The sequence below is a fragment of the Streptomyces sp. NPDC001933 genome, from assembly GCF_042890955.1.
Lineage (GTDB): Bacteria > Actinomycetota > Actinomycetes > Streptomycetales > Streptomycetaceae > Streptomyces.
Genome location: NZ_JBIASS010000001.1, coordinates 144,435 through 170,869, shown reverse-complemented (window position 1 = coordinate 170,869; position 26,435 = coordinate 144,435). Strand labels below are relative to the sequence as shown.

The following is a 26,435-nucleotide window of genomic DNA, read 5'->3' as shown; positions in this document are numbered from 1 at the left end:
GGAAATCGGCGGAACATCAAGGTCAGGACACGATGTCCTTACGACTGAACCCCCGGAAGGCGAGAGCGAACAGGATCAGGGCATAGGTCACCGAGACCGCCACCCCCTTGACCATTCCGCCCCACTCCAGCTCCGGCTGGAGCGCGTCCGCCCAGGCGAACTGCCAGTGCGCGGGCAGGAATTCACGCCACGAGCCGAGTGCGGTGACGGCGTCCAGCACATTGCCGACGATGGTCAGCCCGACCGCGCCGCCCACCGCGCCGAGCGGGGCGTCGGTCTTGGTCGACAGCCAGAACGCCAGCCCGGCGGTGACCAGTTGGGACACGAAGACGAAGGCGACGACGAGTGCGAGCCGGGGCACGGTCTGCGAGGCGGCGAGCGCTCCCCCGGTGGGCAGTTCGAGCGGCCCCCAGCCGTACGCGGCGGTTCCCGCGGCCAGTGCGACGAGCGGCAGCAGCACCATCGCGGCCAGGCTGAAGCCGAGCGCCACGACGAGCTTGCTCCACAGCAGCCTGGCCCGTGGCACCGGCGCCGCCAGCAGGTAGCGCAGCGAGGACCAGCTCGCCTCGGAGGCGACGGTGTCGCCGCAGAACAGCGCGACCGGGACGACGAGCAGGAACCCGGCCGAGACGAACAGGCAGGTCGCGGCGAAGTTCGCGGCGGACGCGGTCGCCGTGTCCATCAGGGTGATCCGGTCGCTGCCGCCGCCCCGCGAGTCCGGGGTGCCGCCGATCGCGAAGGCGACGATCAGGATGAACGGCAGCGCGGCCAGTACCCCGCCCATGAGCAGGGTGCGGCGCCTGCGCAGCTGGCGCACCGCCTCGACGCGCAGCGGCAGGGTGTGCCGGGCCCGGTAGCCGGGGGCTTCGACGCCCCCGGTGAGATCGACTGCGGCACTCATGCGGAGCCTCCGGAGATCAGGGTGAGGAACGCGTCCTCCAGGCGGCGGTGCGGTCCGACACCGGTCAACGGCACGTCGAGCCTGACCAGTTCGGTGATCAGCCCGGACGCGGTGGCGCCGTCGAGCCGTACCAGCAGTCCGGGTCCGTCGTCGGTGCGGACGGCCGAGCCGATCCCGGCGAGCGCGGCGATCTTCTCGACCAGCGGTTCGGGGACCTCCTGGGCGGTGGTGACGAGCAGCATTTCGCCGGAGCCGGTGATCTCGGCGACCGGGCCCGCCTGGACGAGCCGGCCCCGGTCCATGACCACGAGGTGGGTGCAGGACTGTTCGACCTCGGAGAGCAGGTGGCTGGAGACGATGACGGTCCGGCCCCCGGCCGCGTAACGGATCATCACGTCACGCATCTCGCGGATCTGGGGCGGGTCGAGGCCGTTGGTCGGTTCGTCGAGGATCAGCAGGTCCGGCATGCCGAGCATGGCCTGGGCGATGGCGAGCCGCTGCCGCATGCCCTGCGAGTACGTGCGGACGGCTCGGGCCAGGGCGTCGCCGAGCCCGGCGATCTCCAGGGCCTCCTCCATGTGCGCGTCCTCGACGGGGCGCCCGGTGGCCTGCCAGTACAGCTCCAGGTTGGCGCGTCCGGACAGGTGCGGCAGGAAGCCGGCGCCCTCGACGAACGAACCGACGCGGGAGAGCACGGGTGCGCCCGGCCGGATGGCCTGGCCGAAGACCCGGATCTCGCCGTCGTCGGGGGTGATGAGCCCCATCAGCATGCGCAGCGTCGTGGTCTTGCCCGCGCCGTTGGGACCGAGGAGGCCGAGCACCTGCCCCTTCTCGACCCGGAAGGACAGGTCCTTCACCGCAAGTGGGGTCTCCCCTGCTCGAACGAAGTTGAGAGCTTGGGGAAGGTTGGCGGACTTGGCGTACTTCTTGGCCAGGCCGGTGATCTGGAGGGGTACGTCGGCCAGCGCCGGGTCGGGTGCGGGTGTCGCGGTGCGGCGGCGGGCGGTGAGCAGCAGCAGGGCGGCGATCACGACGGCGGCGGCCGGGAGTCCCCAGGTCCACCAGGGCAGGGTGGCCGGTGCGGTCTTCAGGGCGGGTGCGGTGGGGACGCTCAGCGGTCCGGCGGGGGTCACGGTGTACGTCGTCGGCTCGGCCGGTGAGGCGTAGCCGAGGTCGGTGGCGGAGAGGACGAGGCGGAGCCGGTGTCCGGCGTCGAATCGGTGGTCGATGGCGGGGAGGGTCAGCCGGACCGGCTTGCCCTGCCGGTCGGGGGTGATCCGGAAGGGGGCGACGAGCTGGGAGGGCAGCAGCTGCTGCTTGCCGTCCGGCGACACGTCGTACACCTTGCCGAACAGCACCGCGTCGCCGTGCCCGGCCTTGACGTCCACCTGGACGGCCGGCGAGCCGGTGACGCTCAGCTCCTCGTCCAGCGGGGCCGAGTCGAAGCGGGCGTACTGGCCGGGGAAGTCGATCGAGAGGCCGACGCCGAGGGAGGAGAGCTGGGCGAGGCCGCCGCCGACGCCGGGAACGGCGGAGATGGCGGGCGGGTTGGCCCCGGCGGGGTTGCGGAACGTCTTGGTGCGGCCGGCGAGGGCGACGCTCTCCGTGCCGTTGCTCAGCCCCGGGTACGTATCGCTGCTCGCCCCGCGCACCAGGGTGGCCCCGTCGGTGGAGTCGATGCCTCCGGTGCGGGTGACGCGGAAGGCGGGCCCGGTGTCGGCGCCCTTGTCGTCCTTCAGGTACCGATCGAACCAGCTGCCGATGCGCCGGTGTACCCGGTCGGCCTCCAGGTCGCCGCCGTCGTGTCCGCCGGCGATCCAGTCGACGGCGACCGGTGCGCCGTTGCCGCTGATGGCCTTGGCCATGGCGTCGGCCTGGCCGAGCGGGAAGAGGGAGTCGGACTGGCCCTGCACGATGAGCGCGGGCACCTCGATGTGGTCGGCGACGGCGCTCGGTGAACGCTCGGCGAGCAGGGCGCGTGCGGCGGCGTCGGGCTTGCCGCTCACGGCGACCCGTTCGTACATCTCGCAGAGCCGCTTCTCGAACTTCTGGCAGCCGCCGCCGGTGGTGACGAAGACTCCGGCCCAGAGCTTCTTGAAGACCCCGTCGGGGAAGAGGGCGTCGGCGAGGTTCCAGTAGGTGATCTGCGGGGCGATGGCGTCGACCCGCTTGTCGTGCCCGGCGGCGAGGAGGGAGACGGCTCCGCCGTAGGAGGCGCCGGTGATACCGACGCGGGGGTCGCCCTTCGCGTCGAGTTCCACCTCGGGCCGGTCCGCGAGCCAGTCGATCAGCCGGGACACGTCCGCGACCTCGCGGTCGGGGGCGTTGAGCCCGATGTCCCCGCCCGACTTCCCGAACCCGCGGGCGGACCAGGTCAGCACGGCGTACCCGGAGCGGGCCAACTGCTCGGCCTGCGCCCGCACATCGTCCTTGCTGCCGCCGAAGCCGTGCCCGATCAGCACGGCGGGCCGGCGCCCGGTGGAGCCGGCGGTGAAGTACGAGGTGTCGATGGACACCCCGTCGGCCTTCATCATCCGGTCCTGGCGGTGCACGGCGGGTCCGCTGTCGTCGGCAGCGGCGTTCCAGGTGCCCGCGCCGGCCAGCACGGCGAGCGCCGCCAGGCCCGCGACCCAGCGGCCGCGTTTGCGCAGCGGCAGCCGCCGCCACCTGGACCTGCTCGCTTCGGAAGTCTCCATGGTGCGACCCTAAGCGGGCCGCCGTGACGTGCGGCCAGCCACCAGGGGGAGGTCTCCGGCCTCCTTGCGGCGTACGGCATTCCACCGGCGTACTCCATGCGCGGTATACCGGGCCGTTCGCGGCGGAGGTCGACGGAGGGTCCGCCGGATACCGGGTGGCTCACATGGTGTTGACGATGAGGCCGATGTGGGTGAAGTAGTTGAGCCCGCCGAAGAGCAGGAACGCCAGACCGGCCAGCCCCCAGACGACACCGGTCACCGGGGCCAGCCGACTCGACGGCCGGCGCAGCACGAACGGGAACAGCAGCGCGCCGATGCCCACCAGGACGTACAGCCCGGACATGAAGCTCGCCTCCAGGATCGGCCACCGCGCGAACTCCCCGGAGATGGGTTCCTCGGGCGGTGCGGCGAAGAGGGTGTACTTCCAGCCGGCGGCGGCGATGCCGAAGCAGGCGAGCCCGATCCCGAACACGAAGACGGAGATGGGCTTGGCGACGCGGGCCGACCGTTCGATGCGTTCCGCGCTGTTGAGTTCGGCTCCGCGTTTCCAGAGGTAGAAGGACGCGGCGAAGAGGAAGACACCGAAGGCGAGCGCCGGTTCGCCGAAGATGATGTTGTCGAACGGGAAGCCCTGCCCGGCGAGCGGCCAGGTCAGGGTCATGTGGAGGCCCGTGGTGACCAGGGTGAAGCCGAGGGCCCCGAAGGCGAGGACCCACCCTTCGGGGGTGATGGCGCGTCCGGGCGTGAGGAGCTGACGCCCCAGCGCCACCACGAGCAGCAGCCCCGCGCCGGCGGCCACCGACATGATCGTGTTGTACGTCGGCATCCTGGCCCAGTCGATCTTCAGGCCGGACGCCGCCAGGGGGATGACATGGTGGATCATCCCGGGAGCGTATCGATGAATATGTGACCGATGCAGCATTTGCACCGCCCACCCGAGTCGCAGACGCGTGGCACATCCCCGCACGCCCCCGCACCCCGCCCCTCCCGGCGGCACGGGAACCCGGACGGTCTTGTCATGGACACCCGGTCACGGTCTACTCGCATAGACCGATGCGCTCACCCCCTCCACCCGCTCGCCGGATGCCGGTGGCGCTTCGGCCTTCCCGTAGTGCTCCACATCCCGTAGTGCTCCAACTGCCGGCAGGAGAGATCCCCTTGAGTACATCGACACCGCTGCGCACGGCACTGATCGGTGCCGTCCTGGCCGCGACCGCCCTGGTCCCCCTCCAGGGCACCGCGCTGGCGGCACCGTCCGGAACGGACACGGCGGCCACCGCCGCCTCCACCACCGCCTCCTCGGTCTCCGGAATCGAGGACGCCACCGCGCTCGCGCTCGCCCGCTCGCTGGCCGATCCGGACTGGAGCAGAGAGGTCCGCAGAGCCGCCCTGGCCGCGGACTCGGTCGGCCTCGGCGCACTGGCCGACGACGCCACCGCCTCGGTCGGCCGGAAGCTCGCCGCCCGGATCATCGCGGCCGACCGGGGCGTCGCCACCGCCAAGGGCCTGGGCAGCGGCGCGGGTCCGCTGCTGCGGCTCGGCCTGGCGGACGCGTCGATGAAGGGCCGGCTCGCCTCGGGCGCGGCCCCTCTGGTGGCCGCCGCTCCGTCAGACGACGACGGCGCCCGGACGTTCACCGCGTACGACAGCCGGGGCACGGCCCATGAACTGCCCCTGGACAGCGCCCCCGGCCGGCCGGTCTACCTCATCGACATCGATGGCGCGAAGGCTGTCGCCGAGGGACTGAAGGTCATCGACAAGACCCTGGAGTCCAAGGGCCTTGGCCTGAGCGCACCGTCCGCCGGGACCAGCCTGTCCGCCGCATCGGGCATCGACACCACCCGGATCGACTCGGTGCGGCTCGGCGACGTCCAGGAACCGTTCTTCAAGGGCGACGCCGAGATCTTCGCCCTCGTCACGGGCTTCGGCAAGGACGGCAAACCGCGCGTCGACACCGTCGAGATGCCCTACCTGAACAAGGAGGACACGACCTACTACCCGGGCCAGGTCCTGGTGAACTGGTCCAACTACAAGTACGACATGGCCGACGCGGTCATGATGGAGGACGACGGGGACACCAACTACCAGGCCCTGGCCAAGGCCATCGCCGCGGTCCTGCTCACCATCACCGACCAGGGCGCTTACATCCCGCTGGTCGACGCGCTGCTCGACGCCATCCCCACCAACTGGTGGACCGACGATCCGGACTACGTCGAGTCCTGGTACACCCTGGCCAAGAACAGCAGCGGCCAGCGCAACGGTGCCGCGGGCAACGGCTGGATGACCGTCTCGCCGTACCACGTGCCGGAGCTCTGACCACTCGCGCCATGACGAGCCGGAGCATGCGCGAAGCGCGTGCCGCGCATGCTCCGGGGTCAGGCCGCCGCCCGCGCCGGGAGCGGGACGCCGCCCGGCGGGTACGGCGACTCGCGGGGCAGGAGCGCCGCCGCCTCGTCGAGCCGTCCGTCACGCACCAGTTGATGGATCTGCCGGGCGAGCGGGGTGACGTCGCGGATGGACACCGTCCACTCGTCGGCGTACCGCCGTGACGCCTCGCCGGACAGCCCGAGCTGGAGGGAGCGGTACGGCAGCCGGTTCAAGTGCAGGTCGCGCTCGGGGTCCCACTGGACGCGGGCCGGGGCACGGCGCAGGTTGCGCTGCCAGGTGGCGCGGTCCGGGTGGACTCCCCTGACGTAGTGGGAGAGTTCGGCGTGCTCCAGGGCCCAGTCGAAGCCCTCGCGGGTGATCTCGACGGCCAGCACGGTCTCCTGACCTTCCTTCAGCCCCCAGCCGCAGCGGTACATCATCCACAGGAAGCTCGGCTTGATCCATGTCATGCGGTCGCGCTTCCAGGCTTCGGGGAAGCGCCCGTCACGGACGGCTGGACCGCCGATGAGGGGGGAGTACGCCTGGTAGACGGTGACAGTGGTGTCCGTGTGCTGGGCGCGGATCTCGTACTGCGGCCTGGTCAAAGCGGTCATGGCCCCATCAGAACACCGCTCCGGCGGGCGCGGCGAACGGTTTACGACCTACCGGAATCCAAGGCTCCGCAGAGTGGTGGACGGGTCTGTCACCGACGGGTACTGACATTCGTCATACGGAGCCCGGTACACGCGGCTCTGCCGGGCAACGGGCCCCGGCGGCCAGTCTGTACGTATCGAGAGCGGGGCCGGGAAGGCACCGCCGATACGCGGGAGAGGAACCCCTCATGACCAGCCCGGCCGCCACCGTCACCGCCCCGGTCGCAGATGCCCCGGCCGCCACCGCTCCGCACGCGCCGCGCAATGCCCTGCTGGACAGTCTGATGCCGCTGATGGTGGATGTGGCGGTGCCGCTCGCCTCGTACTACGCGCTGAAGGCGGCGGGTCTGAGCACCTTCGCCGCGCTGGCCTGGAGCAGTGTGCTGCCGGCCGTGCGCACCGGGTGGAGCGTGCTGCGCAGGCGCCGGCTCAACGGGCCGGCGGCGCTGATCGTGACGGTCAACGCGGTGAGCCTGCTGACCAGCCTGATCGTCGGCGATCCGCGGCTGATGCTCGCCAAGGACAGCGGGGTGAGCAGCATCATCGGGCTGGTGATCCTGGTGACCGCGCTGAAGGGGCAGCCGATGATGACCGCGGGGCTGCGGCCCGTGCTGGTGAAGGGCGACGCGGCCAAGGACGCCGCCTGGCAGCGGCTCGCGGCCGGCTCGGCGGCGTTCCGGCGGGCGGAGATCCGGTTCTCGGCGGTGTGGGGTACGGCGCTGCTGGGCGAGTGCGTGGTGCGGGCCGTGGGTGCCTACACGCTGCCGGTGGAGACGATGGTGTGGCTCGGCACGGTGATCATGGTGGTGACGATGGTGTTCGCGTTCATGGTCTCGGGCCGGGTGGGCGCGGTCCCGATGCAGGGCATGATCGCCGAGGAGGCCGGGGCCGGGAAGCCGGCGGACACCGCCCGCTGACGGACCGGGCCCGGCGAAGGGGCCGGTGGGAGAGCCTCGAACGGCTCCCCCACCGGCCCTTCTCGGGTCTCTTCGGGGCTCCGGCGATTACCTGGGAGGTAATTGAGCGGTCCCCCGCCCGCTCCTACCGTTCCCGTACGGGCCGGCCGGCGGCTGCTCGCCGCCCGCGCCACCGCACGACAACGGAAGGAAGACCCCATGATGTCGTCCCACGACGCGGTTACGGTCACGGCTCCGGACGCCGCCCGTTCCGACAGCCTGCTCCGGTTCGCCCTGCTGGCGGACGTGGTCCTCACCGGCGCCAACGGCATCGGCTATCTGGCGCTCGCCACGGTCCTGGACTCGTTCCTCGGCGTGGACCGCTCGGTGCTCTACCCGGTGGGGGTGTTCCTCACGGGGTACGCCCTGTGGCTGCTGACCGTCGCCCGCCGGGAGGACATCGCCCGCGGCGCGGTCGCCGTCGTCATCGCCCTGAACACGGCGTGGGCGGTGGCCGGTGTGGCGGCCGTGGCCGTGGACACGCTGACCGCCACGGGCGCGGGCGACGTGTGGATCGTGTTCCAGGCCCTGACGGTGGGGGCGATGGCCGCGCTCCAGTACGCGGGGCTGCGGCGGCTGTGAGCCGTACGGCGACGGCCCGTACGGACGCGGGGGCATCCGTACGGGCCGTCGGGCCGGGCCGTTGATCAGTGGTTGCGGGGGAAGCCCAGGTCCACACCGGCCGGGGCGTCGGCCGGGTCCGGCCAGCGGGTGGTGACGACCTTGCCGCGGGTGTAGAAGTGCACGCCGTCGTTGCCGTAGATGTGGTGGTCGCCGAAGAGGGAGTCCTTCCAGCCACCGAAGGAGTGGTAGCCCACCGGCACCGGGATCGGCACGTTGACGCCGACCATGCCGGCCTCGATCTCCAGCTGGAAGCGGCGGGCGGCGCCGCCGTCGCGGGTGAAGATCGCGGTGCCGTTGCCGAACGGCGAGGCGTTCATGAGGGCGACGCCCTCCTCGTACGTCTCGGTGCGCAGGACGCACAGGACCGGGCCGAAGATCTCGTCCTTGTACGCGTCCGAGTCGGTGGACACGTTGTCGAGGAGGGAGAGGCCGATCCAGTGGCCGTCCTCGAAGCCCTCGACGGTGAAGCCGGTGCCGTCCAGGACGACGTCGGCGCCCTGGGCGGCGGCGCCCGTGACGTAGGAGGCGACCTTGTCGCGGTGGGCGGCGGTGATCAGCGGGCCCATCTCGGACGTCGGGTCGTTGCCGGGGCCGATCTTGATCTTCTCGGCACGCTCCTTGATCTTCGCGACGAGCTCGTCGGCGATGGAGCCGACCGCGACGACCGCGGAGATCGCCATGCAGCGCTCACCGGCGGAGCCGTACGCGGCGGAGACGGCGGCGTCGGCCGCGGCGTCGAGGTCCGCGTCCGGCAGCACCAGCATGTGGTTCTTCGCACCGCCGAGCGCCTGGACGCGCTTGCCGTTGGCGGAGGCGGTGGCGTGGATGTGGCGGGCGATCGGGGTGGAGCCCACGAAGGAGACCGCGGCGACGTCCGGGTGGTTCAGCAGCCCGTCGACGGCGACCTTGTCACCGTGCAGGACGTTCAGCACACCGTCCGGCAGACCGGCCTCGGAGGCCAGCTCGGCCAGCAGGTTGGCGGCCGAGGGGTCCTTCTCGCTGGGCTTGAGCACGAAGGTGTTGCCGCAGGCGATGGCCAGCGGGAACATCCACATCGGCACCATGGCCGGGAAGTTGAACGGGGTGATGCCCGCGACGACGCCGAGCGACTGGCGGATCGAGGAGACGTCGACCCGGCTGGAGACCTGGGTGGACAGCTCGCCCTTGAGCTGGGTGGTGATGCCGCAGGCCAGCTCGACGATCTCCAGACCGCGGGCGACCTCGCCCAGCGCGTCCGAGTGCACCTTGCCGTGCTCGGCGGTGATCAGCGCGGCGATGTCGTCGCGGTGGGCGTCGAGCAGCGCCCGGTAGCGGAACAGGACCGCGGTGCGGGCGGCCAGCGAGGACGTGCCCCAGGTGGCGTAGGCGTCCTTGGCGGCGGCGACCGCGGCGTCGACCTCTTCGAGGGAGGCGAGCGCGACCTGGGTGGTGACGGCGCCGGTGGCCGGGTCGGTGACCGGGCCGTAGTTGCCCGAAGCGCCCTCGACGGTCTTGCCACCGATCCAGTGGTTGACGGTCTTCATGACAGAACTCCTTCAGAGGTGGGGGCGTCGGTCGGCGACGTGACGTTCGTACACTTCCCGGGCTTTCACGGCCGGCGGCCGGGTGGCCGTCTCGGCTACGGGAACATCCCACCACGCCTGTGCCGGAGGGGGGCCCGACACAGTGTCTGCCGTTTCGGTCTCGACGTAGACACAAGTAGGACGGTCCGCCGCACGTGCCTCGGCGAGGGCTTCGCGCAGGTCACGCACCGTCTTGGCGCGCAGCACCCGCATGCCCAGCGAGCCGGCGTTGGCCGCGAGATCGACGGGGAGCGGAGGGCCGGTGAACGTGCCGTCCGCAGCCCGGTGCCGGTAGGCGGTGCCCAGGCGCTCGGCGCCGACCTGCTCGGACAGACCGCCGATGGACGCGTAGCCGTGGTTCTGGAGGACGACCAGCTTCACCGGGAGTTCCTGCTGGACGGCGGTGACGATCTCGGTGGGATTCATCAGATACGTGCCGTCGCCCACCAGCGCCCAGACGGGACGGCCGGGAGCTGCGAGCTGCACCCCGATCGCGGCCGGGATCTCGTAGCCCATGCAGGAGTAGCCGTACTCCACGTGGTACTGGTGCGGGGAGCGGGCCCGCCAGAGCTTGTGCAGGTCGCCGGGGAGCGATCCGGCGGCGTTGATCAGGATGTCGTCCTCGGTGACGAGGGCGTCGAGGAGGCCGAGGACCTGGGCCTGGGTGGGCCGGGCAAGCGGGTCCGGGGCGGTGAACGCGGCGGTGACGCGCCGCTCCCACTTCTCCTTGGCGTCGGTGTACTCCGTCTCGTAGGCGGGGGCGACGCGGTGGTTGCGGGCGGCGAGCGCGGTGGTGAGGGCTTCGAGGGCGGCGCGGGCGTCGGCGACGAGCGGGAGGGCGCCGAGCTTGTGGGCGTCGAAGCCGGTGATGTTGATGTTGAGGAAGCGGACCGCCGGGTCGGCGAAGAGCGTGCCGGAGGCGGTGGTGAAGTCGGAGTAGCGGGTGCCGATGCCGATGACCAGGTCGGCGGTGCGGGCCAGCTCGTCCGCGGTCGCGGTGCCGGTGTGGCCGATGCCGCCGACATCGGCGGGATGGTCGTGGCGCAGCGAACCCTTGCCGGCCTGTGTGGTGGCGACCGGGATGCGGGTGGCGGCGGCGAACGCGGCGAGGGTCTCCTCGGCGGCGCTGTGGTGGACCCCGCCACCCGCCACGATCAGCGGCCTGCGGGCGGTGCGCACCGCCCGTACCGCCCGGTCGAGTTCGTACGGATCGGGGGCGGGGCGGCGTACGTACCAGACGCGCTCGGCGAAGAACTCCGCCGGCCAGTCGTACGCCTGCACCTGCACGTCCTGCGGCAGCGCGAGTGTCACGGCGCCGGTCTCCGCCGGGTCGGCGAGGGTGCGCATGGCCTGGAGGGCGGCCGGGACCAGGGCCTCGGGGCGGGTGATCCGGTCGAAGTAGCGGGAGACGGGGCGCAGACAGTCGTTGACGGAGATGTCGCCCGCGGACGGGACTTCGAGCTGCTGGAGCACGGGGTCGGCGGGCCGGGTCGCGAAGGTGTCGCCGGGCAGCAGGAGGACGGGGAGGTGGTTGATCGTGGCGAGGGCGGCGCCGGTGACGAGGTTGGTGGCGCCGGGGCCGATGGAGGTGGTGACGGCTTGCGCGGAGAGCCGGCCCGACTGGCGGGCGTAGCCGACGGCGGCGTGCACCATGGCCTGCTCGTTGCGGCCCTGGAGGTAGGGCATCGCGCGGCCCGACTCGACGAGCGCCTGGCCGATCCCGGCGACGTTGCCATGGCCGAAGATGCCCCAGGTGGCGCTGATCAGGCGCTGTCGCCGGCCGTCGCGCTCGGTGTACTGGCGGGCCAGGAAGGCCACCAGGGCCTGGGCGGTGGTGAGGCGGCGGGTGGTACGGCTCATGGGCGCGGCTCCGTCCCGTAGAAGGGGAGTCTGGGGTCCACGGGCTGGGCGGGCCAGGTGTCGCGGATCCAGCCGTGGTCCGGATGGTCGCTGATCAGCCACTCCCGCTGCTCCCCCGGGCCCGCCATCACGTTGAGGTAGTAGAGGGTGCGGCCGGGGGAGGCGATGGACGGGCCGTGCCAGCCGTCGGGGATCAGGACCGCGTCGCCGCTGCGGACCTCGGCGAGGACGTCCGTACCGCCGGGGCGGGAGGGCGAGACCCGGTGGTAGCCGAGGCCGTCGTGCTCCACCTCGAAGTAGTAGATCTCCTCCAGCACGGACTCGGCGCCGGGGCGGTGCTCGTCGTGCTTGTGGGGTGGGTAGGACGACCAGTTGCCGCCGGGGGTGAGCACCTCGACGGCGATCAGCCGGTCGCACTCGAAGGTGTCGGCGGCGGCGAAGTTGTTGACCTGGCGGGAGCAGTTCCCGGAGCCGCGCAGCTCGACGGGTACCTCCGGCGCGGGGCCGTAGCGAGCGGGGAGTCGTCGCTCGCACTTCGCTCCTGCCAGGGCGAAGCGGCCTCCAGCGCCGGAGGCGATCTGTGCACGGGCCTCACGCGGTACGTACGCGAAGTCGGATACCCCGCTGAACACGCTTTCCCGGCCCAGCAGTTCAAAGATCTCACCTGAGGCGTGCACCGTACAGCCACCGGTCAACGGCAGAACGATCCACTCGCTCTCCCCGGTGACGAGTGTGTGAACTCCGCCCGGTGCGAGTTCGAGGATCCGCAGGCTCGACCGGTCCCAGCCGGCCCGCTCCGGGTCGAGGTCGAGGGCGTAGGAGCCGCTCGCCGTGCTCCCGGCCTTCAGGTGGTGGCGCGATCCGTCGCCGGTCGTGGTCATGCTCTCGGCCCCCTCTCTCCCGGCCCCGTTCCTCGCGGTCCTGTTCTTCTCGGCTCCAGCAGTGAGACGGCCGTGTCCACGGCCGCGGCCACCTCTCCGTCGGCCGGGTAGAGCAGCGAACGCCCCACCACCAGCCCCTGGACGGTGGGCAGTCGAAGCGCCGTGCGCCATTTCTCGAACGCCCCGTCCAGGTCGTCGCCCACCTCCCCGCCCAGCAGCACCGCGGGCAGCGTCGACGCCTCCATCACCCGGGCCATGTCGTCGGGGTTCTCGGTGACGGGGACCTTGAGCCAGGTGTACGCGGATGTCCCGGCGAGCCCGGAGGCGATGGCGATCGAGGTGGTGACCGCCTCCGCGCCGAGGTCGTTGCGGACGTGGCCGTCGGTGCGGCGGCAGAGGAACGGTTCGACGAAGACCGGCAGCCGGTGTGCGGCCATGGCGTCGATGGCGCGGGCGGTGGCGTGCATGGTGTCGAGCGAGCCGGGGTCGTCGTAGTCGATCCGGAGCAGCAGTTTGCCCGCGTCGAAGCGGAGCCGGGCGAGGTCCTCGGGGCGGTGTCCGGTGAACCGGTCGTCGAGTTCGAAGGCCGCGCCCGCGAGTCCGCCGCGGTTCATCGAGCCGATGACGACCTTGTTCTCCAGCGCGCCGAGCAGCAGCAGGTCGTCGAGGATGTCGGCGGTGGCGAGCACTCCGTCGACGCCGGGGCGGGAGAGGGCCAGGCGGAGCCGTTCCAGCAGCTCGAAGCGGTTGGCCATGGCCAGTGCGCGGTCGCCGACGGCGAGCGAGCCGCGGGCCGGATGGTCCGCCGCGATGATCATCAGCCGGCCGCCCCGGCCGACGAGGGGGCGTCTGCGGCGCCGGGCGGCGGCCTCGGCGACGGCCTCGGGGTGGCGCATGCGCAGCTGGACGAGTTCGGAGACGGAGGAGGCCGGGGGTGTCATGGGGTCGCTCCGGTGGGGCGGGAGGTGACGGCGCCTTCGGTCAGGGCCGCTTCGACTTCGTGCGGGAACGGCATGGCGGACGAGCAGGCGAGCCGGGAGGCGACGATGGCCCCCGCGGCGTTGGCGTACCGCATGATGCGCCCGGTCTCCCAGCCAGCGAGGAGCCCGTGGCAGAGCGCCCCGCCGAAGGCGTCGCCGGCGCCGAGGCCGTTGAGGACATCGACGGGCAGCGGCGGCACTTCGGCCACCGCGCCGTCGCGGTGGACGGCGAGCACACCCTCGGTGCCCTGTTTGACGACGGCGAGTTCGACGCCGGCGCGGATCAGCGCGCGGGCGGCCGCGTGCGGTTCGCGCTCGCCGGTCGCGATCTCGCACTCGTCGATGTTGCCGACGGCGACGGTGGCGAGGGCGAGCGCCTCGCGGTAGCGGGCGGTGGGGGTGGAGCCGGGCGCGGATTCCTCCGTGGTGTCCCAGAACATCGGGCGCCAGTCGAGGTCGAAGACGGTGATGCCGCGGCGGTCGCGGGCGCGCAGCGCGGCGAGGGTCGCGGAGCGGCTCGGTTCGGCGCACAGCCCGGTGCCGGTCATCCAGAAGACCCGGGCCGACCGGATCGCCGCGAGGTCCAGCTCCGGGGTGCGGATCTCCAGGTCGGGGGCCTTGGGCTGCCGGTAGAAGTAGAGGGGGAAGTCGTCGGGCGGGAAGATCTCGCAGAAGGTGACCGGTGTCGGATACGCGTCGACGGCCGTCACCCACCGGTCGTCCACCCCGAACTCCCGCAACTGGTGGTGGAGATAGTCGCCGAAGGCGTCCCGTCCGGTGCGCGTCACCACCGCCGTCCGGCGGCCGAGCCGGGCCGCCGCGACGGCCACGTTGGACGGCGAACCGCCGAGGAACTTCCCGAAGGTTTCGACCCGGGCCAGTGGCAGACCGGTCTGGAGGGGGTAGAGATCCACACCGATGCGGCCCATGGTGATGACGTCGTACCGCTCAGGCATGACCATCCCTTCGACCGCCGTCCGGGGTGACTTCCCCCAGGTCCAGCATCCTCCGTCCGGAACATGCCGGGCTCGCGTGCCCCGGCACCGCGCCTCGCCGCGTTGTCGTCGGTCACCATGGCTCCGCCATGCTTCCCTCCTCCGCCTTGCGATGCACGGCACCGGACCCCGCTCCCTGATCCGGCCTGATCCGGACGAAGGACGCTAGCCCTCCCCCGGAACCGTGTCAATGCTTTGTCCGGACATACGGACGAATGATTGACAGCCGCTCCCCCGGCCGGAACCCTGGACGGCATGACCTCCTCCGCAGTGGCCCCGGCCCGTATCCGTATCGGTTCGGCACCCGACTCGTGGGGGGTGTGGTTCCCCGACGATCCGCTCCAGGTGCCCTGGCGGCGCTTCCTCGACGAGGTCTCCGAGGCGGGTTACGAGTGGATCGAGCTCGGCCCGTACGGCTACCTCCCGACCGACCCGGTCCGCCTCGCCGACGAGACCCGCCGCCGGGGGCTCTCGGTCTCGGCCGGGACCGTTTTCACCGGATTGCACCATGGAGCGGGCGTCTGGGACCGGACCTGGGCGCATGTCGCCGACATCGCGGCACTCACCCGGGCGATGGGCGCCCGGCATCTGGTGGTCATCCCCTCGTTCTGGCGCGACGACAAGACCGGCGAGGTCCTGGAGGACCGCCGCCTCACCGCGCAGCAGTGGCGCGATCTCACCACCCAGACGGAGCGGCTGGGCCGGGAGGTGCTGGACCGTTTCGGGCTGCGCGTCGTCGTCCATCCGCATGCCGACACCCATATCGACACCGAGGAGAACGTCGCCCGTTTCCTCGACGCCACCGCCCCGGACCTCGTCTCGCTCTGCCTCGACACCGGGCACTACGCCTACTGCGGAGGCGACAGCGTCAAGCTGATCGAGACCTACGGCGAACGGATCGGCTATCTGCACCTCAAGCAGGTCGACCCGGAGATCCTGGCCCGGGTCGTGGCGGACGAGGTGCCGTTCGGCCCGGCCGTGGCGCGCGGCGTGATGTGCGAACCGCCGGGCGGGGTCCCGGCGCTGGAACCCGTGCTGGCCGCCGCCCGCGCGCTGGACGTCGACCTGTTCGCCATCGTCGAGCAGGACATGTACCCGTGCCCGCCCGACAAGCCGTTCCCCATCGCCCGCCGCACCCGGGAGTTCCTCCGCTCCTGCGGCGGGCCGGGGCGCGGGGCGGGACACGCCGAACGGACCGGGGACGTGACGTAGCGGCGGTGCGCGGTGTTGTCCTCGGTGAGAGGCGGGGGGTGCGGCCCCGGTCGCGCCCCCGCCGCCGTACGCCACACCTCCGCACAAGGAGCAGCTCACCATGATCCGAAAGATGCTGCCGTCCCGCAGGACGGCCGCGGCCCCGGCGCTGACCGCCGCCGCTCTGACCACGGTCGCCCTGGTCGCCGCCCTCGCCTCGGCGCCGGGGGCCTCGGCCGACGAGGACAACCCGGCGCCGCCGCCCGGCTCCAGCCCGGTCTGCGCGTTCTACGACGGCGACCGTCCGACCTCCTTCGGCGAACAGGGCGAAGAGGTCTCCCAGGTGCAGTGCCTGCTGGCCAACCGTCACTACCTGCGCTGGTCCGCGGTCGACGGGAGGTTCGGGGCCGAGACGCTCATCGCCGTGCAGCGCTTCCAGGCGGACCATCCGCCGCTCGTGCCGGACGGCCGGGTCACGCCGGCCACCTGGTCGGCGCTCTGGCACGCGGGGCCGAACCGTGTGACCCCACTGCCCTTCCCGTAACCCGCCGCCCTTCCCGCGCGACCCGCGCTTCCTCCTGGCCCCGTACGGCGGCGAGCCGCCCCGTACGGGGCACCCCTCGCCCGAATGCCTCACGGCACCACACACCATAGGATTCGGACAAATTAGGAGATTATGCGCGAGATGTAGAGGGAGTCCGCGTGAACTGGAACAGCGATCCCGACAGTCCGTCACCCGCCGCCCCGTCCGCCCGGCAGTCACCGTCCACCCCGCCGCACCCCCAGGGCCCGCCGGCTCCGCCGCAGCCACGGCCCGGACTCTGGAAGCGGTGCCTGTGGGGCGGCATAGCCCTCTGGCTGCTGACGGCGGTCGTCACGTACACCACCAGCAACACCAACCTGCTGCCGACCCTCATCCTGCTCGGCAGCTTCCTGGTCCCGGCCGTCTTCGTCCTGTGGGCGTACGAGCGGCACGGCCGCGACCTCGGCGTGGGCCTCATCCTCGGCTGCTTCCTGACGGGCGGAATCCTGGGCGTGCTCGGCGCCTCCGTCATGGAGTCCTATCTGCTGCACCCGTCCATCTGGATATTCCTGGGCGTCGGCCTGATCGAGGAGGCCGTGAAGCTCCTTGCGCTGATGTTCGTGCTCCGACGCCACCCGCATGTCCACGGCATGCGGGCCGGTCTGGTGCTCGGCGCGACGGTCGGATTCGGGTTCGCCGCCTTCGAGAGCGCGGGCTACGCCTTCAACGCCGCCGTCACCATGAAGGGCATCGACCTGCACGCCCTGCTGGAGACCGAGGTGCTGCGCGGGGTGCTCGCGCCGTTCGGCCACGGACTCTGGACCGCGATCGCCGGTGGCGTACTGCTCTCGTTCCGGAAGCCGAACGGGCGTTTCCGCTTCGCCGCGCCCGTGATCGGCACCTATCTCGGCGTCGCCGTGCTGCACTCGCTCTGGGACTCGATGCACGGCATCGCGATCTGGCTGGTCGCCAGGGTCACCGACACGGGCCTGAGCCGTGCGCTCTTCTCGCAGGGCTACATCCCGGCCCCCACCGACGAGCAGCAGCATCTGTTCACCCTCTTCTCGGTCGGCGGCATCGTCGTGATCACGCTCGTCGCGCTGGCCTGGCTGCGGTCGCTGGCCCGCAGTGCGCGGCATCCCTGAACCGGCGACCGGCGGGGCACTCGCATTCATACCCCCTAGGGGTATAGTCTGGGATGTGTCGGGGCGCACCGGCCTCCCCCGGGGCCCCTGACGCCACAACCCTTTGCGCTCGCCAAAAAGGAGATCACCATGACCACCGAGACCCAGCTCCCCCAGGCCACCGGCTCCTGCTGCTCGCCCAGCGGCTCCTGCCACGACGGCGCGGACGCCGGTGCGCAGGCGGGCGGCGTGACCACCGTCTACCAGGTGTCCGGCATGACCTGTGGACACTGCGAGGGCGCCATCTCCGAGGAGGTCTCCGGCATCGAGGGTGTCACCTCGGTGAAGGCCGTGGCCGCCACCGGTCAGGTGACCGTCGTCTCCGAGGCCCCGCTGTCGGACGACGCCGTGCGCGCCGCGGTCGACGAGGCGGGCTACGAGCTCGTCGGCCGGGCCTGAACACCGTCGCTGCACCGGACGCACCCGCGTCCCCCTTTGCCGCCGGGCCGGACCTGCCAGCAGATACTGGTGGGGTAAGGCCCGGTCGGCGTTTCAGGAGTTCGGACATGCACAGCGCAACAGAGGCCGCGGCCCGGACGGCGGAGGACTCGACCGCCGAGCTCACGATCGGCGGGATGACCTGCGCCTCCTGCGCGGCCCGCGTCGAGAAGAAGCTCAACCGGATGGACGGCGTCACCGCCACCGTCAATTACGCGACCGAGAAGGCCAAGGTCGCCTTCGGCCCCGGGACCGGCCTCGCGGATCTGATCGCCACGGTCGAGAAGACCGGTTACACGGCGCAGCCGGTACACCGTCCCGAACCGCCCGCGCCCGCGCCACCACCGGCGGCGGGTACCCGCACCGGCACACCGGCCGACGCCGGGGCCGGCACCGGGGCCGGGACAGAGGCTGAGGCCGAGATCGAGACCGGTGCCGGTGAGCAGCAGGAAGCCGACCCGGCTCTCGCCTCGCTGCGGCAGCGTCTGATCGTCTCGGCCGTCCTCGCCGCCCCGGTCGTCCTGCTCGCGATGGTCCCGGCCCTCCAGTTCGACAACTGGCAGTGGCTCTCGCTCACCCTCGCCGCCCCCGTCGTCGTCTGGGGCGCGCTGCCCTTCCACCGCGCGACCTGGACCAACCTCCGGCACGGCGCGGCCACCATGGACACCCTGGTCTCGATCGGCACGCTCGCCGCCTTCGGCTGGTCCCTGTGGGCGCTCTTCCTCGGCGACGCCGGCATGACCGGGATGCGGCACGGCTTCGACTTCACCGTCTCGCGCGACGGTGCCTCCTCCACCATCTATCTGGAGGTCGCTGCCGGGGTCGTCACCTTCATCCTGCTGGGCCGCTTTCTGGAGGCGAGGTCCAAGCGGAAGGCGGGCTCCGCCCTGCGGGCGCTGATGCACCTGGGCGCCAGGGACGTCGCCGTCCTCCGGGACGGTACGGAGGTACGCGTCCCCGTCGCCCGGCTCACCGTCGGCGACCGCTTCGTGGTCCGCCCGGGCGAGAAGATCGCCACCGACGGCACCGTCGTCGAGGGTGTCTCGGCCGTGGACGCGTCCATGCTGACCGGTGAGTCCGTGCCCGTGGAGGTCGGCGTCGGCGACCCCGTCACCGGGGCCACCGTCAACGCCTCCGGCCGGCTCGTCGTGGAGGCCACCCGGATCGGCGCCGACACCCAGCTCGCCAGGATGGCGAAGCTCGTCGAGGACGCCCAGAACGGCAAGGCCGAGGTGCAGCGCCTCGCGGACCGGGTCTCCGCCGTCTTCGTACCCGTGGTGCTGCTGATCTCGCTCGTCACCCTGGCCGGGTGGCTGCTGGTCACCGACGTGACCGCCGCGTTCACCGCCGCCGTGGCCGTACTGATCATCGCCTGCCCCTGCGCCCTGGGCCTGGCCACCCCCACCGCCCTCATGGTCGGCACCGGGCGCGGCGCCCAGCTCGGCATCCTGATCAAGGGCCCGGAGGTCCTGGAGACCACCCGCCGCGTCGACACGATCGTCCTCGACAAGACCGGCACCGTCACCACCGGCCGCATGACCCTCCTCGACGTCCACACCGCCGACAACACCACCGAAACCGACGTACTGCGCCTCGCCGGCGCCCTGGAGCACGCCTCCGAACACCCCATCGCCCAGGCCGTCGCCGCCGGAGCCGCCGAACGCACCGGCACCACCCTCCCCACCCCCGAGGACTTCACCAACATCGCCGGACTCGGCGTCCAGGGCATCGTCGAGGGCCACGCCGTCCTCGTCGGCCGCGAGCAACTGCTCGCCGACGCGGGCATCGACGTGCCCGGCACCCTGTCCGGCGCCGTCGCGGACGCGGCGGCCGAGGGCCGTACGGCGGTCATGGTCGCCTGGGACGGGCGGGCGCGCGGCGTCCTCGCGGTGGCCGACAAGATCAAGGAGTCCAGCGCGCAGGCCGTCGCCGAACTCCGCGCACTCGGCCTCCACCCCGTTCTGCTGACCGGTGACAACCGTGCCGTGGCCGACGCCGTGGCCCGTGCCGTCGGGATCGACGAGGTCCACGCCGAGGTGCTGCCCGAGGAAAAGGTGCACGTCATCGAGCGGCTGCAGACCCGGGGGCGCTCCGTCGCCATGGTCGGTGACGGGGTCAACGACGCGGCCGCCCTCGCCACCGCGGACCTCGGTCTGGCGATGGGGACCGGCACGGACGCCGCGATCGAGGCCGCCGATCTCACCCTGGTTCGTGGAGATCTCAAGGTGGCCGCCGACGCGATCCGGCTCTCCCGGCGCACCCTGACCACGATCAAGGGCAACCTCTTCTGGGCATTCGGCTATAACGCGGCCGCCCTGCCCCTTGCGGCATTTGGCCTGCTCAACCCTATGATTGCCGGAGCGGCGATGGCCTTCTCATCGGTCTTCGTCGTGACGAACAGCCTGCGGTTGCGCGCCTTCACGTAAAATCCACAAAGAGATCCAGATCACATGGATTTCAGGGTAACCATCCGGCGGGTTCGTGAGTCTAAGAGTGCGATGCCAAGGATGTCTTGGGGGACGTCCGTCGGAGCGTCTTGGGGGACGCGCCGGGCAAGCGTTGGCCGGGGCACGTGCACCGGGGAGCTTTGAGCGGCCCTCCCGTGCGTACGTACCCCGGCAGACCGCACGAAGCAGGACAAGTGAAAAGCGCAGTTCGCAGCTAGTCGAGGAACGCAGGAGCTCCGGCTCCCACAGACGCCCGGCCGGATCCCGTGGGGGGAATCCGCTCCGGGACATGGGAAGCGCCTCGCTGTCGGCCCGTGGGGGGATCGATGGCGGGGCGCTTCTCTCTGCCGTCTCCCTGCCGCCGCCGGGCGGTGAAACAGCCCGCCGGACACGCAAATCGCCCCGGACACCGCGCTCTGTGCGAAGGCGCGGTACTCGGGGCGAAGTCGACCGGCCTCGGCGGCCGGGGTCGTGCGGGGGGTGCTACGAGGTTCAGCGAGCCTCGACCGGGACGAAGTCGCGCAGGACCTCGCCGGTGTAGATCTGGCGCGGGCGGCCGATGCGGGAACCCGGCTCCTTGATCATCTCGTGCCACTGGGCGATCCAGCCGGGGAGGCGGCCGAGCGCGAAGAGCACGGTGAACATCTCGGTCGGGAAGCCCATGGCCCGGTAGATCAGACCCGTGTAGAAGTCCACGTTCGGGTAGAGGTTGCGCGAGACGAAGTACTCGTCGGAGAGCGCGTGCTCCTCCAGCTTCAGCGCGATGTCGAGCAGCTCGTCGGACTTGCCGAGCGCGGACAGCACGTCGTGGGCGGCGGCCTTGATGATCTTGGCGCGCGGGTCGAAGGACTTGTACACCCGGTGGCCGAAGCCCATCAGGCGGACGCCGTCCTCCTTGTTCTTCACCTTGCGGATGAAGGAGTCGACATCGCCGCCGTTGGCCTGGATGCCTTCGAGCATCTCCAGCACCGACTGGTTGGCGCCACCGTGCAGCGGACCCCACAGGGCCGAGATGCCGGCGGAGATCGAGGCGAACATGTTCGCCTGCGAGGAGCCGACCAGACGCACGGTGGAGGTCGAACAGTTCTGCTCGTGGTCCGCGTGCAGGATGAGCAGCTTGTCGAGCGCGGAGACGACGACCGGGTCCAGGTCGTACTCCTGGGCCGGGACCGAGAAGGTCATGCGCAGGAAGTTCTCGACGTACCCGAGGTCGTTGCGCGGGTAGACGAAGGGGTGGCCGATCGACTTCTTGTAGGCGTACGCCGCGATCGTCGGCAGCTTGGCGAGCAGCCGGATCGTCGAGAGGTGGCGCTGCTCCTCGTCGAACGGGTTGTGGCTGTCCTGGTAGAACGTGGACAGCGCGCTGACGACCGAGGACAGCATGGCCATCGGGTGGGCGTCGCGCGGGAAGCCGTCGAAGAAGCGCTTGACGTCTTCGTGCAGCAGCGTGTGCTGGGTGATCTCGTTCTTGAAGGTCGACAGCTCGTCGACCTTGGGAAGCTCGCCGTTGATGAGCGTGTACGCGACCTCCAGGAACGTCGAGCGCTCGGCGAGCTGCTCGATGGGGTAGCCGCGGTAGCGCAGAATGCCCTGCTCACCATCGAGGTAGGTGATGGCGGATTTATAGGCTGCGGTGTTGCCGTATCCGCTGTCCAGTGTCACCAGACCGGTATTGGCCCGGAGCTTCCCGATGTCGAAGCCCTTGTCGCCGACGGTGCTGTTGATCACCGGGTAGGTGTACTCGCCATCGCCGTACCGCAGTACTACAGAGTTGTCGCTCACGTCATCCCTCACCGACGTAGTGCCTCTTCTTCGAGGTTCCCTGACTGTCTCCACCCTCCCCCATTTGGCTCAGGAGAGTGCACTCGGGGTCGTCCATTGGACCTACTCGCGGCACTGAGTGCCGCGAACTTACTCATCCTGCCCCCTCGTTTCCGGTTCCGGAAGGGCTGGGTGATGTTTCCCACCGATTTGATCGATCATTTTTTCCGCCGATCCTCCGCCCGAGCCACCCGACAGCCGGTAATCCAGCGCCGTACAGCGTCTGCCTGCGGAAACCGTGCGGACCGCCTGGCCGATCGCCTGCCGCGAGCCGACCAGTACGACAAGCTTCTTGGCCCTGGTCACGGCGGTGTACAGCAGGTTCCGCTGCAGCATCATCCAGGCGCTCTTGGTCACGGGGATGACGACGGCCGGGTACTCGCTGCCCTGGGAGCGGTGGATCGTCATGGCGTACGCGTGGGCCAGCTCGTCGAGCTCGTCGAAGTCGTAACCGATCTCCTCGTCCTCGTCGGTGAGCACCGTCAGCGTCTGTTCGTCCAGGTCAAGGGCGGTGACGACGCCGACCGTGCCGTTGAAGACGCCGTTCTCGCCCTTGTCGTAGTTGTTGCGGATCTGGGTGACCTTGTCGCCGACCCGGAAGACCCGGCCGCCGAACCGCTTCTCGGGGAGGTTCGGGCGGCCCGGGGTGATGGCCTGCTGGAGGAGTCCGTTGAGCGTGCCCGCCCCGGCCGGGCCCCGGTGCATCGGGGCGAGGACCTGCACGTCGCGCCGCGCGTCCAGGCCGAACTTGGCGGGAATGCGACGGGCCGCGACATCCACCGCGAGCACTCCGGCGTCCTCCGTCTCGTCCTCCACGAAGAGGAAGAAGTCCTTGAGGCCCTGGGTGAGGGGCGGTAGACCGGAGTTGATCCGGTGGGCGTTGGTGACGACGCCGGACTGCTGGGCCTGGCGGAAGATGGTGGTGAGCCGGACCGCCGGAACGGGGCTGCCGTCGGCGAGCAGATCGCGCAGCACCTCCCCCGCGCCGACCGACGGCAGCTGGTCGACGTCCCCGACGAGCAGCAGATGGGCACCGGGTGCCACCGCTTTCAGCAACTTGTTGGCCAGCAGCAGATCCAGCATCGACGCCTCGTCGACGACGACCAGATCGGCGTCCAGCGGACGGTCCCGGTCGTAGGCGGCGTCGCCGCCCGGTTTCAGTTCGAGCAGCCGGTGGACGGTGGACGCCTCGGCCCCGGTCAGCTCGGAGAGCCGCTTGGCCGCCCGCCCGGTCGGCGCGGCCAGCACCACCTTGGCCCTCTTGGCCCGCGCCAGCTCCACGATCGACCGGACCGTGAACGACTTCCCGCAGCCGGGCCCGCCCGTCAGCACGGCGACCTTCCGGCTGAGCGCGAGCCGGACCGCCGCCTCCTGCTCGGGCGCCAGCTTCGCCCCCGTACGCGTACCGAGCCAGGCCAGCGCCTTGTCCCAGTCCACGTCGGCGAAGGCCGGCATCCGCTCCTCGGGCGTCCGCAGCAGCCGCTGCACCTGGGCGGCGAGGGCGACCTCGGCACGGTGGAAGGGCACCAGGTAGATGGCGGTGACGAGCTCGCCGCCCTCGGGCGACGGCACCTTCTCCCGTACGACGCCCTCCGGGTCCTCGGCCAGTTCGGCGAGGCACTCGATGACCAGCCCGGTGTCGACCTGGAGCAGCTTCACCCCGTCCGCGATCAGCCGCTCCTCGGGGAGGAAGCAGTGCCCCTGGTCGGTGGACTGCGACAGCGCGTACTGGAGGCCGGCCTTGACCCTTTCCGGGCTGTCGTGCGGGATGCCGACCGCCTGGGCGATCTTGTCGGCGGTGAGGAAGCCGATGCCCCAGACGTCGGCGGCCAGCCGGTAGGGCTGGTTCTTCACGACGGAGATCGAGGCGTCCTCGTACTTCTTGTAGATGCGGACGGCGATGGAGGTGGAGACGCCGACGCCCTGGAGGAAGACCATCACCTCCTTGATCGCCTTCTGCTCCTCCCAGGCGGCCGCGATCATCTTCGTGCGCTTGGGGCCGAGGCCGGGGACCTCGACGAGCCGCTTCGGTTCGTTCTCGATGATGTCGAGGGTGTCGACGCCGAAGTGGGTGGTGATCCGGTCGGCCATCACCGGGCCGATGCCCTTGATCAGCCCGGAGCCGAGATAGCGGCGGATGCCCTGGATGGTGGCGGGCAGGATCGTCGTGTAGTTCTCGACGGTGAACTGCTTGCCGTACTGCGAGTGCGAGCTCCAGCGGCCTTCCATGCGCAGCGATTCACCGGGCTGCGCACCGAGCAGCGAACCGACCACGGTGAGCAGGTCGTTGGCACCGCGACCGGTGTCGACGCGCGCGACCGTGTATCCGTTCTCCTCGTTGGCGTACGTGATGCGCTCCAGCACACCTTCGAGGACGGCCATGTTGGACATGTGTCCGACGGTATCGCCTGCCACTGACATCGTGTTCCGGGCCTCGGGGACTGCGGGCCTCGGGGAGGTCGGCCGACACCCCTGCCCCGTCGGCCGGCGGCCGACGGGGCAAGGGTGTCGCGGTGGTTCAGCGCTTGGTGGTGCTGTTGAAGAGCGAGCGCGACCAGATGTAGCCGACCAGGGCGATACCGGCGCACCAGGCGAGGGAGATCCAGCCGCTGTTGCCGACCGCCGAGCCGGTGAGCAGGCCGCGCAGGGTCTCGGTCATCGGAGTGAACGGCTGGTACTCGGCGAACCAGCGCAGGCCGGGCGCCATCGAATCGGCCGGCACGAACGCCGAGCCGAGGAACGGCAGGAACTGGATGAGCAGCGGCTTGTTGCTCGCGGACTCGACCGTCTTGGAGATCAGGCCGAGAGCCGCCGACAGCCAGGCCACGGCGAACGCGATGGCCGCGATCAGCCCGGCCGCGGCCAGCCACTCCAGCGGGTTCGCGTCGGGGCGGAAGCCGAGCGCGAGAGCCACGCCCACCACCAGGACCAGGCTCACCACCGTGGTGATGACGGAGCCGATCACATGGCCCGTCATGAACGACGAGCGTGTGATGTTCATGGTGCGGAAGCGGTTGATGATGCCCTCGGTCATGTCCTGGCAGACCGCGATCGAGGTCGACATGGCCCCGGCGGCCACGCCCATGATGATGACGCCGGGCGTCAGATACTCCAGATACGCGTCCCGGCCGCCGGAGCCCGGCAGACCGGCGCCGATCGAGTCCCCGAAGGCGTACACGAAGAGCAGCAGCATCAGGATGGGCATCATGGCCGGGCCGAGCGAGACGGCCGGGTAGCGCAGCGCGTGCTTGATGTTGCGCCGCAGCATCGTCATCGAGTCGTGCACGGCGTACGTGAGGGTGCTCATCGCAGGGTCTCCTTGACGTGGAGCGGAGTGGCGTCGGTGCCGTCGCCGGTCAGGGCGAGGAACACGTCGTCGAGGTCGGGGGTGTGCACGGAGAAGTCGGCGGCCCGCACTCCGGCCGCGTCCAGCTGGTCGAACAGGGCGCGCAGTGCCTCCATGCCGGCATCGCTCGCCACGCGCAGGGAGAGGTTCTCGTCGTCGCGGGCGGCGCCGGGGAAGGCGGCGGCCGCGCGATCGAACTCGTCGACGGCGTCGAACCGCAGCCGTACGTGGCTGCCGGGGATCTGCGCCTTGAGCTCGTCGGCGGTGCCCTCGGCGACGATCCGGCCGCCGTCGAGCACCGCGATCCGGTCCGCCAGCTGGTCGGCCTCCTCCAGGTACTGCGTGGTGAGGAAGACGGTGACGCCGCTCTCGACCAGTGTGCGCACCGTGTCCCACATCGTGCGGCGGCTGCGCGGGTCGAGCCCGGTCGTCGGCTCGTCCAGGAAGATCACCTTCGGGTCGCCGACCAGCGTCATCGCGAGGTCGAGACGGCGCCGCATGCCGCCGGAGAAGGTCGCGGCACGGTTCTTGGCGACGTCCGCGATGCCGAACCGCTCCAGCAACTCCCCGGCCCGCCTGCGCCCTTCGCGCTTGCCGAGGCGCAGGAGGTCGGCCATGAGGAGCAGGTTCTCCTCGGCGGTGAGCAGGTCGTCGAGCGCGGCGAACTGTCCGGTGACACCGATCGCGGCGCGCACCCCGTCCGGGGAGCCGGCGACGTCGTGGCCCGCAACCTGGGCCTGTCCGCCGTCGGCGGCGATGAGCGTGGACAGGATCTGCACGGTAGTCGTCTTCCCGGCGCCGTTCGGGCCGAGCAGCGCGAACACGGATCCGGCCGGGATGTGCAGGTCGATGCCGTCGAGGACGGTCTTGTCGCCGTAGGACTTGCGCAGCCCGACGGTGGAGACGGCGGGGGCCGCCGATTTGGTTGTGGACATGGGCATGACAGAAGCAGACATGGAGCCCTCCGGGCTCGTGAGGGGAGTGAAGCGAGGGACGTCGTACGGGAGTTG

Annotated in this window: 21 protein-coding genes; 8 read left to right on the top strand and 13 right to left on the bottom strand. The window is 71.0% G+C overall.

Annotated elements, in window-relative coordinates:
• Window positions 1–22 precede the first annotated feature (22 nt).
• The 3 genes from ACFYY7_RS00735 to ACFYY7_RS00725 all read right to left on the bottom strand — a co-directional run bounded on the left by ACFYY7_RS00735 (window position 23) and on the right by ACFYY7_RS00725 (window position 4,480).
• A complete protein-coding gene (locus ACFYY7_RS00735) occupies window positions 23–901 on the bottom strand; it encodes an ABC transporter permease (RefSeq protein ID WP_388655462.1) in 879 nt (292 codons plus the stop codon).
• Complete coding sequence (locus ACFYY7_RS00730; RefSeq protein ID WP_388657048.1) at window positions 898–3,507, bottom strand: alpha/beta fold hydrolase; 2,610 nt, start codon at window positions 3,505–3,507, stop codon at window positions 898–900. The genes ACFYY7_RS00735 and ACFYY7_RS00730 overlap by 4 nt, the downstream gene beginning before the upstream one ends.
• A 250-nt stretch (window positions 3,508–3,757) precedes the next feature.
• Window positions 3,758–4,480, bottom strand: a complete 723-nt coding sequence (locus ACFYY7_RS00725; protein ID WP_351251005.1) for a DUF981 domain-containing protein — start codon at window positions 4,478–4,480, stop codon at window positions 3,758–3,760.
• 275 nt (window positions 4,481–4,755) lie between these two features.
• Between ACFYY7_RS00725 and ACFYY7_RS00720 the strand changes: the two genes are divergently transcribed.
• Entirely contained in the window at window positions 4,756–5,913 is a 1,158-nt protein-coding gene (locus ACFYY7_RS00720) for a DUF3103 family protein (RefSeq protein ID WP_388655460.1), read from the top strand.
• A gap of 59 nt (window positions 5,914–5,972) precedes the next feature.
• On the opposite strand, the gene ACFYY7_RS00715 is transcribed toward ACFYY7_RS00720, so the two are convergent.
• Window positions 5,973–6,578 carry a DUF4291 domain-containing protein gene (locus tag ACFYY7_RS00715; RefSeq protein WP_388655458.1) on the bottom strand — a complete coding sequence of 202 codons (606 nt, stop codon included), beginning with the start codon at window positions 6,576–6,578 and terminating at the stop codon, window positions 5,973–5,975.
• A gap of 227 nt (window positions 6,579–6,805) precedes the next feature.
• Between ACFYY7_RS00715 and ACFYY7_RS00710 the strand changes: the two genes are divergently transcribed.
• Both ACFYY7_RS00710 and ACFYY7_RS00705 read left to right on the top strand, forming a co-directional pair.
• Window positions 6,806–7,534, top strand: a complete 729-nt coding sequence (locus tag ACFYY7_RS00710) for a VC0807 family protein (protein ID WP_388655456.1) — start codon at window positions 6,806–6,808, stop codon at window positions 7,532–7,534.
• A 198-nt stretch (window positions 7,535–7,732) separates the two neighbouring features.
• Window positions 7,733–8,155, top strand: coding sequence for a hypothetical protein (locus ACFYY7_RS00705; protein ID WP_388655454.1), 423 nt, complete (start codon window positions 7,733–7,735; stop codon window positions 8,153–8,155).
• Between the two features lie 65 nt (window positions 8,156–8,220).
• Here the strand turns inward: ACFYY7_RS00705 and ACFYY7_RS00700 are convergent, their stop codons facing one another.
• Genes ACFYY7_RS00700 through iolC form a run of 5 tightly spaced genes read right to left on the bottom strand, consistent with a single transcriptional unit; the run spans window position 8,221 to window position 14,436 of the window.
• A complete protein-coding gene (locus ACFYY7_RS00700) occupies window positions 8,221–9,720 on the bottom strand; it encodes a CoA-acylating methylmalonate-semialdehyde dehydrogenase (RefSeq protein ID WP_376423040.1) in 1,500 nt (499 codons plus the stop codon).
• A gap of 12 nt (window positions 9,721–9,732) precedes the next feature.
• Entirely contained in the window at window positions 9,733–11,619 is a 1,887-nt protein-coding gene (gene iolD, locus ACFYY7_RS00695) for a 3D-(3,5/4)-trihydroxycyclohexane-1,2-dione acylhydrolase (decyclizing) (RefSeq protein WP_388655452.1), read from the bottom strand.
• Window positions 11,616–12,500 (bottom strand): 5-deoxy-glucuronate isomerase, encoded by an 885-nt coding sequence (iolB, locus tag ACFYY7_RS00690; protein WP_388655450.1) that lies wholly within the window; start codon window positions 12,498–12,500, stop codon window positions 11,616–11,618. Before iolB ends, iolD begins: the two co-directional genes overlap by 4 nt.
• Entirely contained in the window at window positions 12,497–13,441 is a 945-nt protein-coding gene (locus ACFYY7_RS00685; RefSeq protein WP_388655448.1) for a deoxyribose-phosphate aldolase, read from the bottom strand. Before ACFYY7_RS00685 ends, iolB begins: the two co-directional genes overlap by 4 nt.
• Entirely contained in the window at window positions 13,438–14,436 is a 999-nt protein-coding gene (gene iolC / locus ACFYY7_RS00680) for a 5-dehydro-2-deoxygluconokinase (protein WP_388655446.1), read from the bottom strand. Before iolC ends, ACFYY7_RS00685 begins: the two co-directional genes overlap by 4 nt.
• Window positions 14,437–14,730: 294 nt before the next feature.
• On the opposite strand from iolC, the gene ACFYY7_RS00675 reads away from it, so the two are divergent.
• The 5 genes from ACFYY7_RS00675 to ACFYY7_RS00655 all read left to right on the top strand — a co-directional run bounded on the left by ACFYY7_RS00675 (window position 14,731) and on the right by ACFYY7_RS00655 (window position 20,237).
• The gene (locus ACFYY7_RS00675) at window positions 14,731–15,687 is read left to right on the top strand and encodes a sugar phosphate isomerase/epimerase family protein (protein ID WP_388655444.1); all 957 of its coding nucleotides are present in this window, start codon (window positions 14,731–14,733) and stop codon (window positions 15,685–15,687) included.
• 100 nt (window positions 15,688–15,787) lie between these two features.
• The gene (locus tag ACFYY7_RS00670; RefSeq protein WP_388655442.1) at window positions 15,788–16,210 is read left to right on the top strand and encodes a peptidoglycan-binding protein; all 423 of its coding nucleotides are present in this window, start codon (window positions 15,788–15,790) and stop codon (window positions 16,208–16,210) included.
• A 158-nt stretch (window positions 16,211–16,368) separates the two neighbouring features.
• On the top strand, window positions 16,369–17,334 hold the full coding sequence (locus ACFYY7_RS00665) for a PrsW family intramembrane metalloprotease (RefSeq protein ID WP_388655440.1): 966 nt from the start codon (window positions 16,369–16,371) through the stop codon (window positions 17,332–17,334).
• Window positions 17,335–17,463: 129 nt separating this feature from the next.
• The gene (locus ACFYY7_RS00660; protein WP_388655438.1) at window positions 17,464–17,772 is read left to right on the top strand and encodes a heavy-metal-associated domain-containing protein; all 309 of its coding nucleotides are present in this window, start codon (window positions 17,464–17,466) and stop codon (window positions 17,770–17,772) included.
• A gap of 107 nt (window positions 17,773–17,879) precedes the next feature.
• A complete protein-coding gene (locus ACFYY7_RS00655; protein WP_388655436.1) occupies window positions 17,880–20,237 on the top strand; it encodes a heavy metal translocating P-type ATPase in 2,358 nt (785 codons plus the stop codon).
• Window positions 20,238–20,750: 513 nt separating this feature from the next.
• Here the strand turns inward: ACFYY7_RS00655 and ACFYY7_RS00650 are convergent.
• The 4 genes from ACFYY7_RS00650 to ACFYY7_RS00635 form a co-directional block, all read right to left on the bottom strand.
• Entirely contained in the window at window positions 20,751–22,040 is a 1,290-nt protein-coding gene (locus ACFYY7_RS00650) for a citrate synthase (protein WP_266732887.1), read from the bottom strand.
• 129 nt (window positions 22,041–22,169) lie between these two features.
• Complete coding sequence (locus ACFYY7_RS00645) at window positions 22,170–24,470, bottom strand: ATP-dependent RecD-like DNA helicase (protein ID WP_388655434.1); 2,301 nt, start codon at window positions 24,468–24,470, stop codon at window positions 22,170–22,172.
• 127 nt (window positions 24,471–24,597) lie between these two features.
• A complete protein-coding gene (locus ACFYY7_RS00640) occupies window positions 24,598–25,386 on the bottom strand; it encodes an ABC transporter permease (protein ID WP_388655432.1) in 789 nt (262 codons plus the stop codon).
• On the bottom strand, window positions 25,383–26,366 hold the full coding sequence (locus ACFYY7_RS00635; RefSeq protein WP_388655430.1) for an ATP-binding cassette domain-containing protein: 984 nt from the start codon (window positions 26,364–26,366) through the stop codon (window positions 25,383–25,385). The genes ACFYY7_RS00640 and ACFYY7_RS00635 overlap by 4 nt, the downstream gene beginning before the upstream one ends.
• Between the last annotated feature and the right edge of the window lie 69 nt (window positions 26,367–26,435).

Excerpts from the sequence above, each read along its gene's own strand:
- ACFYY7_RS00735 (WP_388655462.1), bottom strand. The coding sequence starts at position 901 with ATGAGTGCCGCAGTCGATCTCACCGGGGGCGTCGAAGCCCCCGGCTAC.
- ACFYY7_RS00725 (WP_351251005.1), bottom strand. The coding sequence starts at position 4,480 with ATGATCCACCATGTCATCCCCCTGGCGGCGTCCGGCCTGAAGATCGAC.
- ACFYY7_RS00715 (WP_388655458.1), bottom strand. The coding sequence starts at position 6,578 with ATGACCGCTTTGACCAGGCCGCAGTACGAGATCCGCGCCCAGCACACG.
- ACFYY7_RS00710 (WP_388655456.1), top strand. The coding sequence starts at position 6,806 with ATGACCAGCCCGGCCGCCACCGTCACCGCCCCGGTCGCAGATGCCCCG.
- ACFYY7_RS00705 (WP_388655454.1), top strand. The coding sequence starts at position 7,733 with ATGATGTCGTCCCACGACGCGGTTACGGTCACGGCTCCGGACGCCGCC.
- ACFYY7_RS00700 (WP_376423040.1), bottom strand. The coding sequence starts at position 9,720 with ATGAAGACCGTCAACCACTGGATCGGTGGCAAGACCGTCGAGGGCGCT.
- iolD (WP_388655452.1), bottom strand. The coding sequence starts at position 11,619 with ATGAGCCGTACCACCCGCCGCCTCACCACCGCCCAGGCCCTGGTGGCC.
- iolB (WP_388655450.1), bottom strand. The coding sequence starts at position 12,500 with ATGACCACGACCGGCGACGGATCGCGCCACCACCTGAAGGCCGGGAGC.
- ACFYY7_RS00685 (WP_388655448.1), bottom strand. The coding sequence starts at position 13,441 with ATGACACCCCCGGCCTCCTCCGTCTCCGAACTCGTCCAGCTGCGCATG.
- iolC (WP_388655446.1), bottom strand. The coding sequence starts at position 14,436 with ATGCCTGAGCGGTACGACGTCATCACCATGGGCCGCATCGGTGTGGAT.
- ACFYY7_RS00675 (WP_388655444.1), top strand. The coding sequence starts at position 14,731 with ATGACCTCCTCCGCAGTGGCCCCGGCCCGTATCCGTATCGGTTCGGCA.
- ACFYY7_RS00670 (WP_388655442.1), top strand. The coding sequence starts at position 15,788 with ATGATCCGAAAGATGCTGCCGTCCCGCAGGACGGCCGCGGCCCCGGCG.
- ACFYY7_RS00660 (WP_388655438.1), top strand. The coding sequence starts at position 17,464 with ATGACCACCGAGACCCAGCTCCCCCAGGCCACCGGCTCCTGCTGCTCG.
- ACFYY7_RS00655 (WP_388655436.1), top strand. The coding sequence starts at position 17,880 with ATGCACAGCGCAACAGAGGCCGCGGCCCGGACGGCGGAGGACTCGACC.
- ACFYY7_RS00645 (WP_388655434.1), bottom strand. The coding sequence starts at position 24,470 with ATGTCCAACATGGCCGTCCTCGAAGGTGTGCTGGAGCGCATCACGTAC.
- ACFYY7_RS00640 (WP_388655432.1), bottom strand. The coding sequence starts at position 25,386 with ATGAGCACCCTCACGTACGCCGTGCACGACTCGATGACGATGCTGCGG.
- ACFYY7_RS00635 (WP_388655430.1), bottom strand. The coding sequence starts at position 26,366 with ATGCCCATGTCCACAACCAAATCGGCGGCCCCCGCCGTCTCCACCGTC.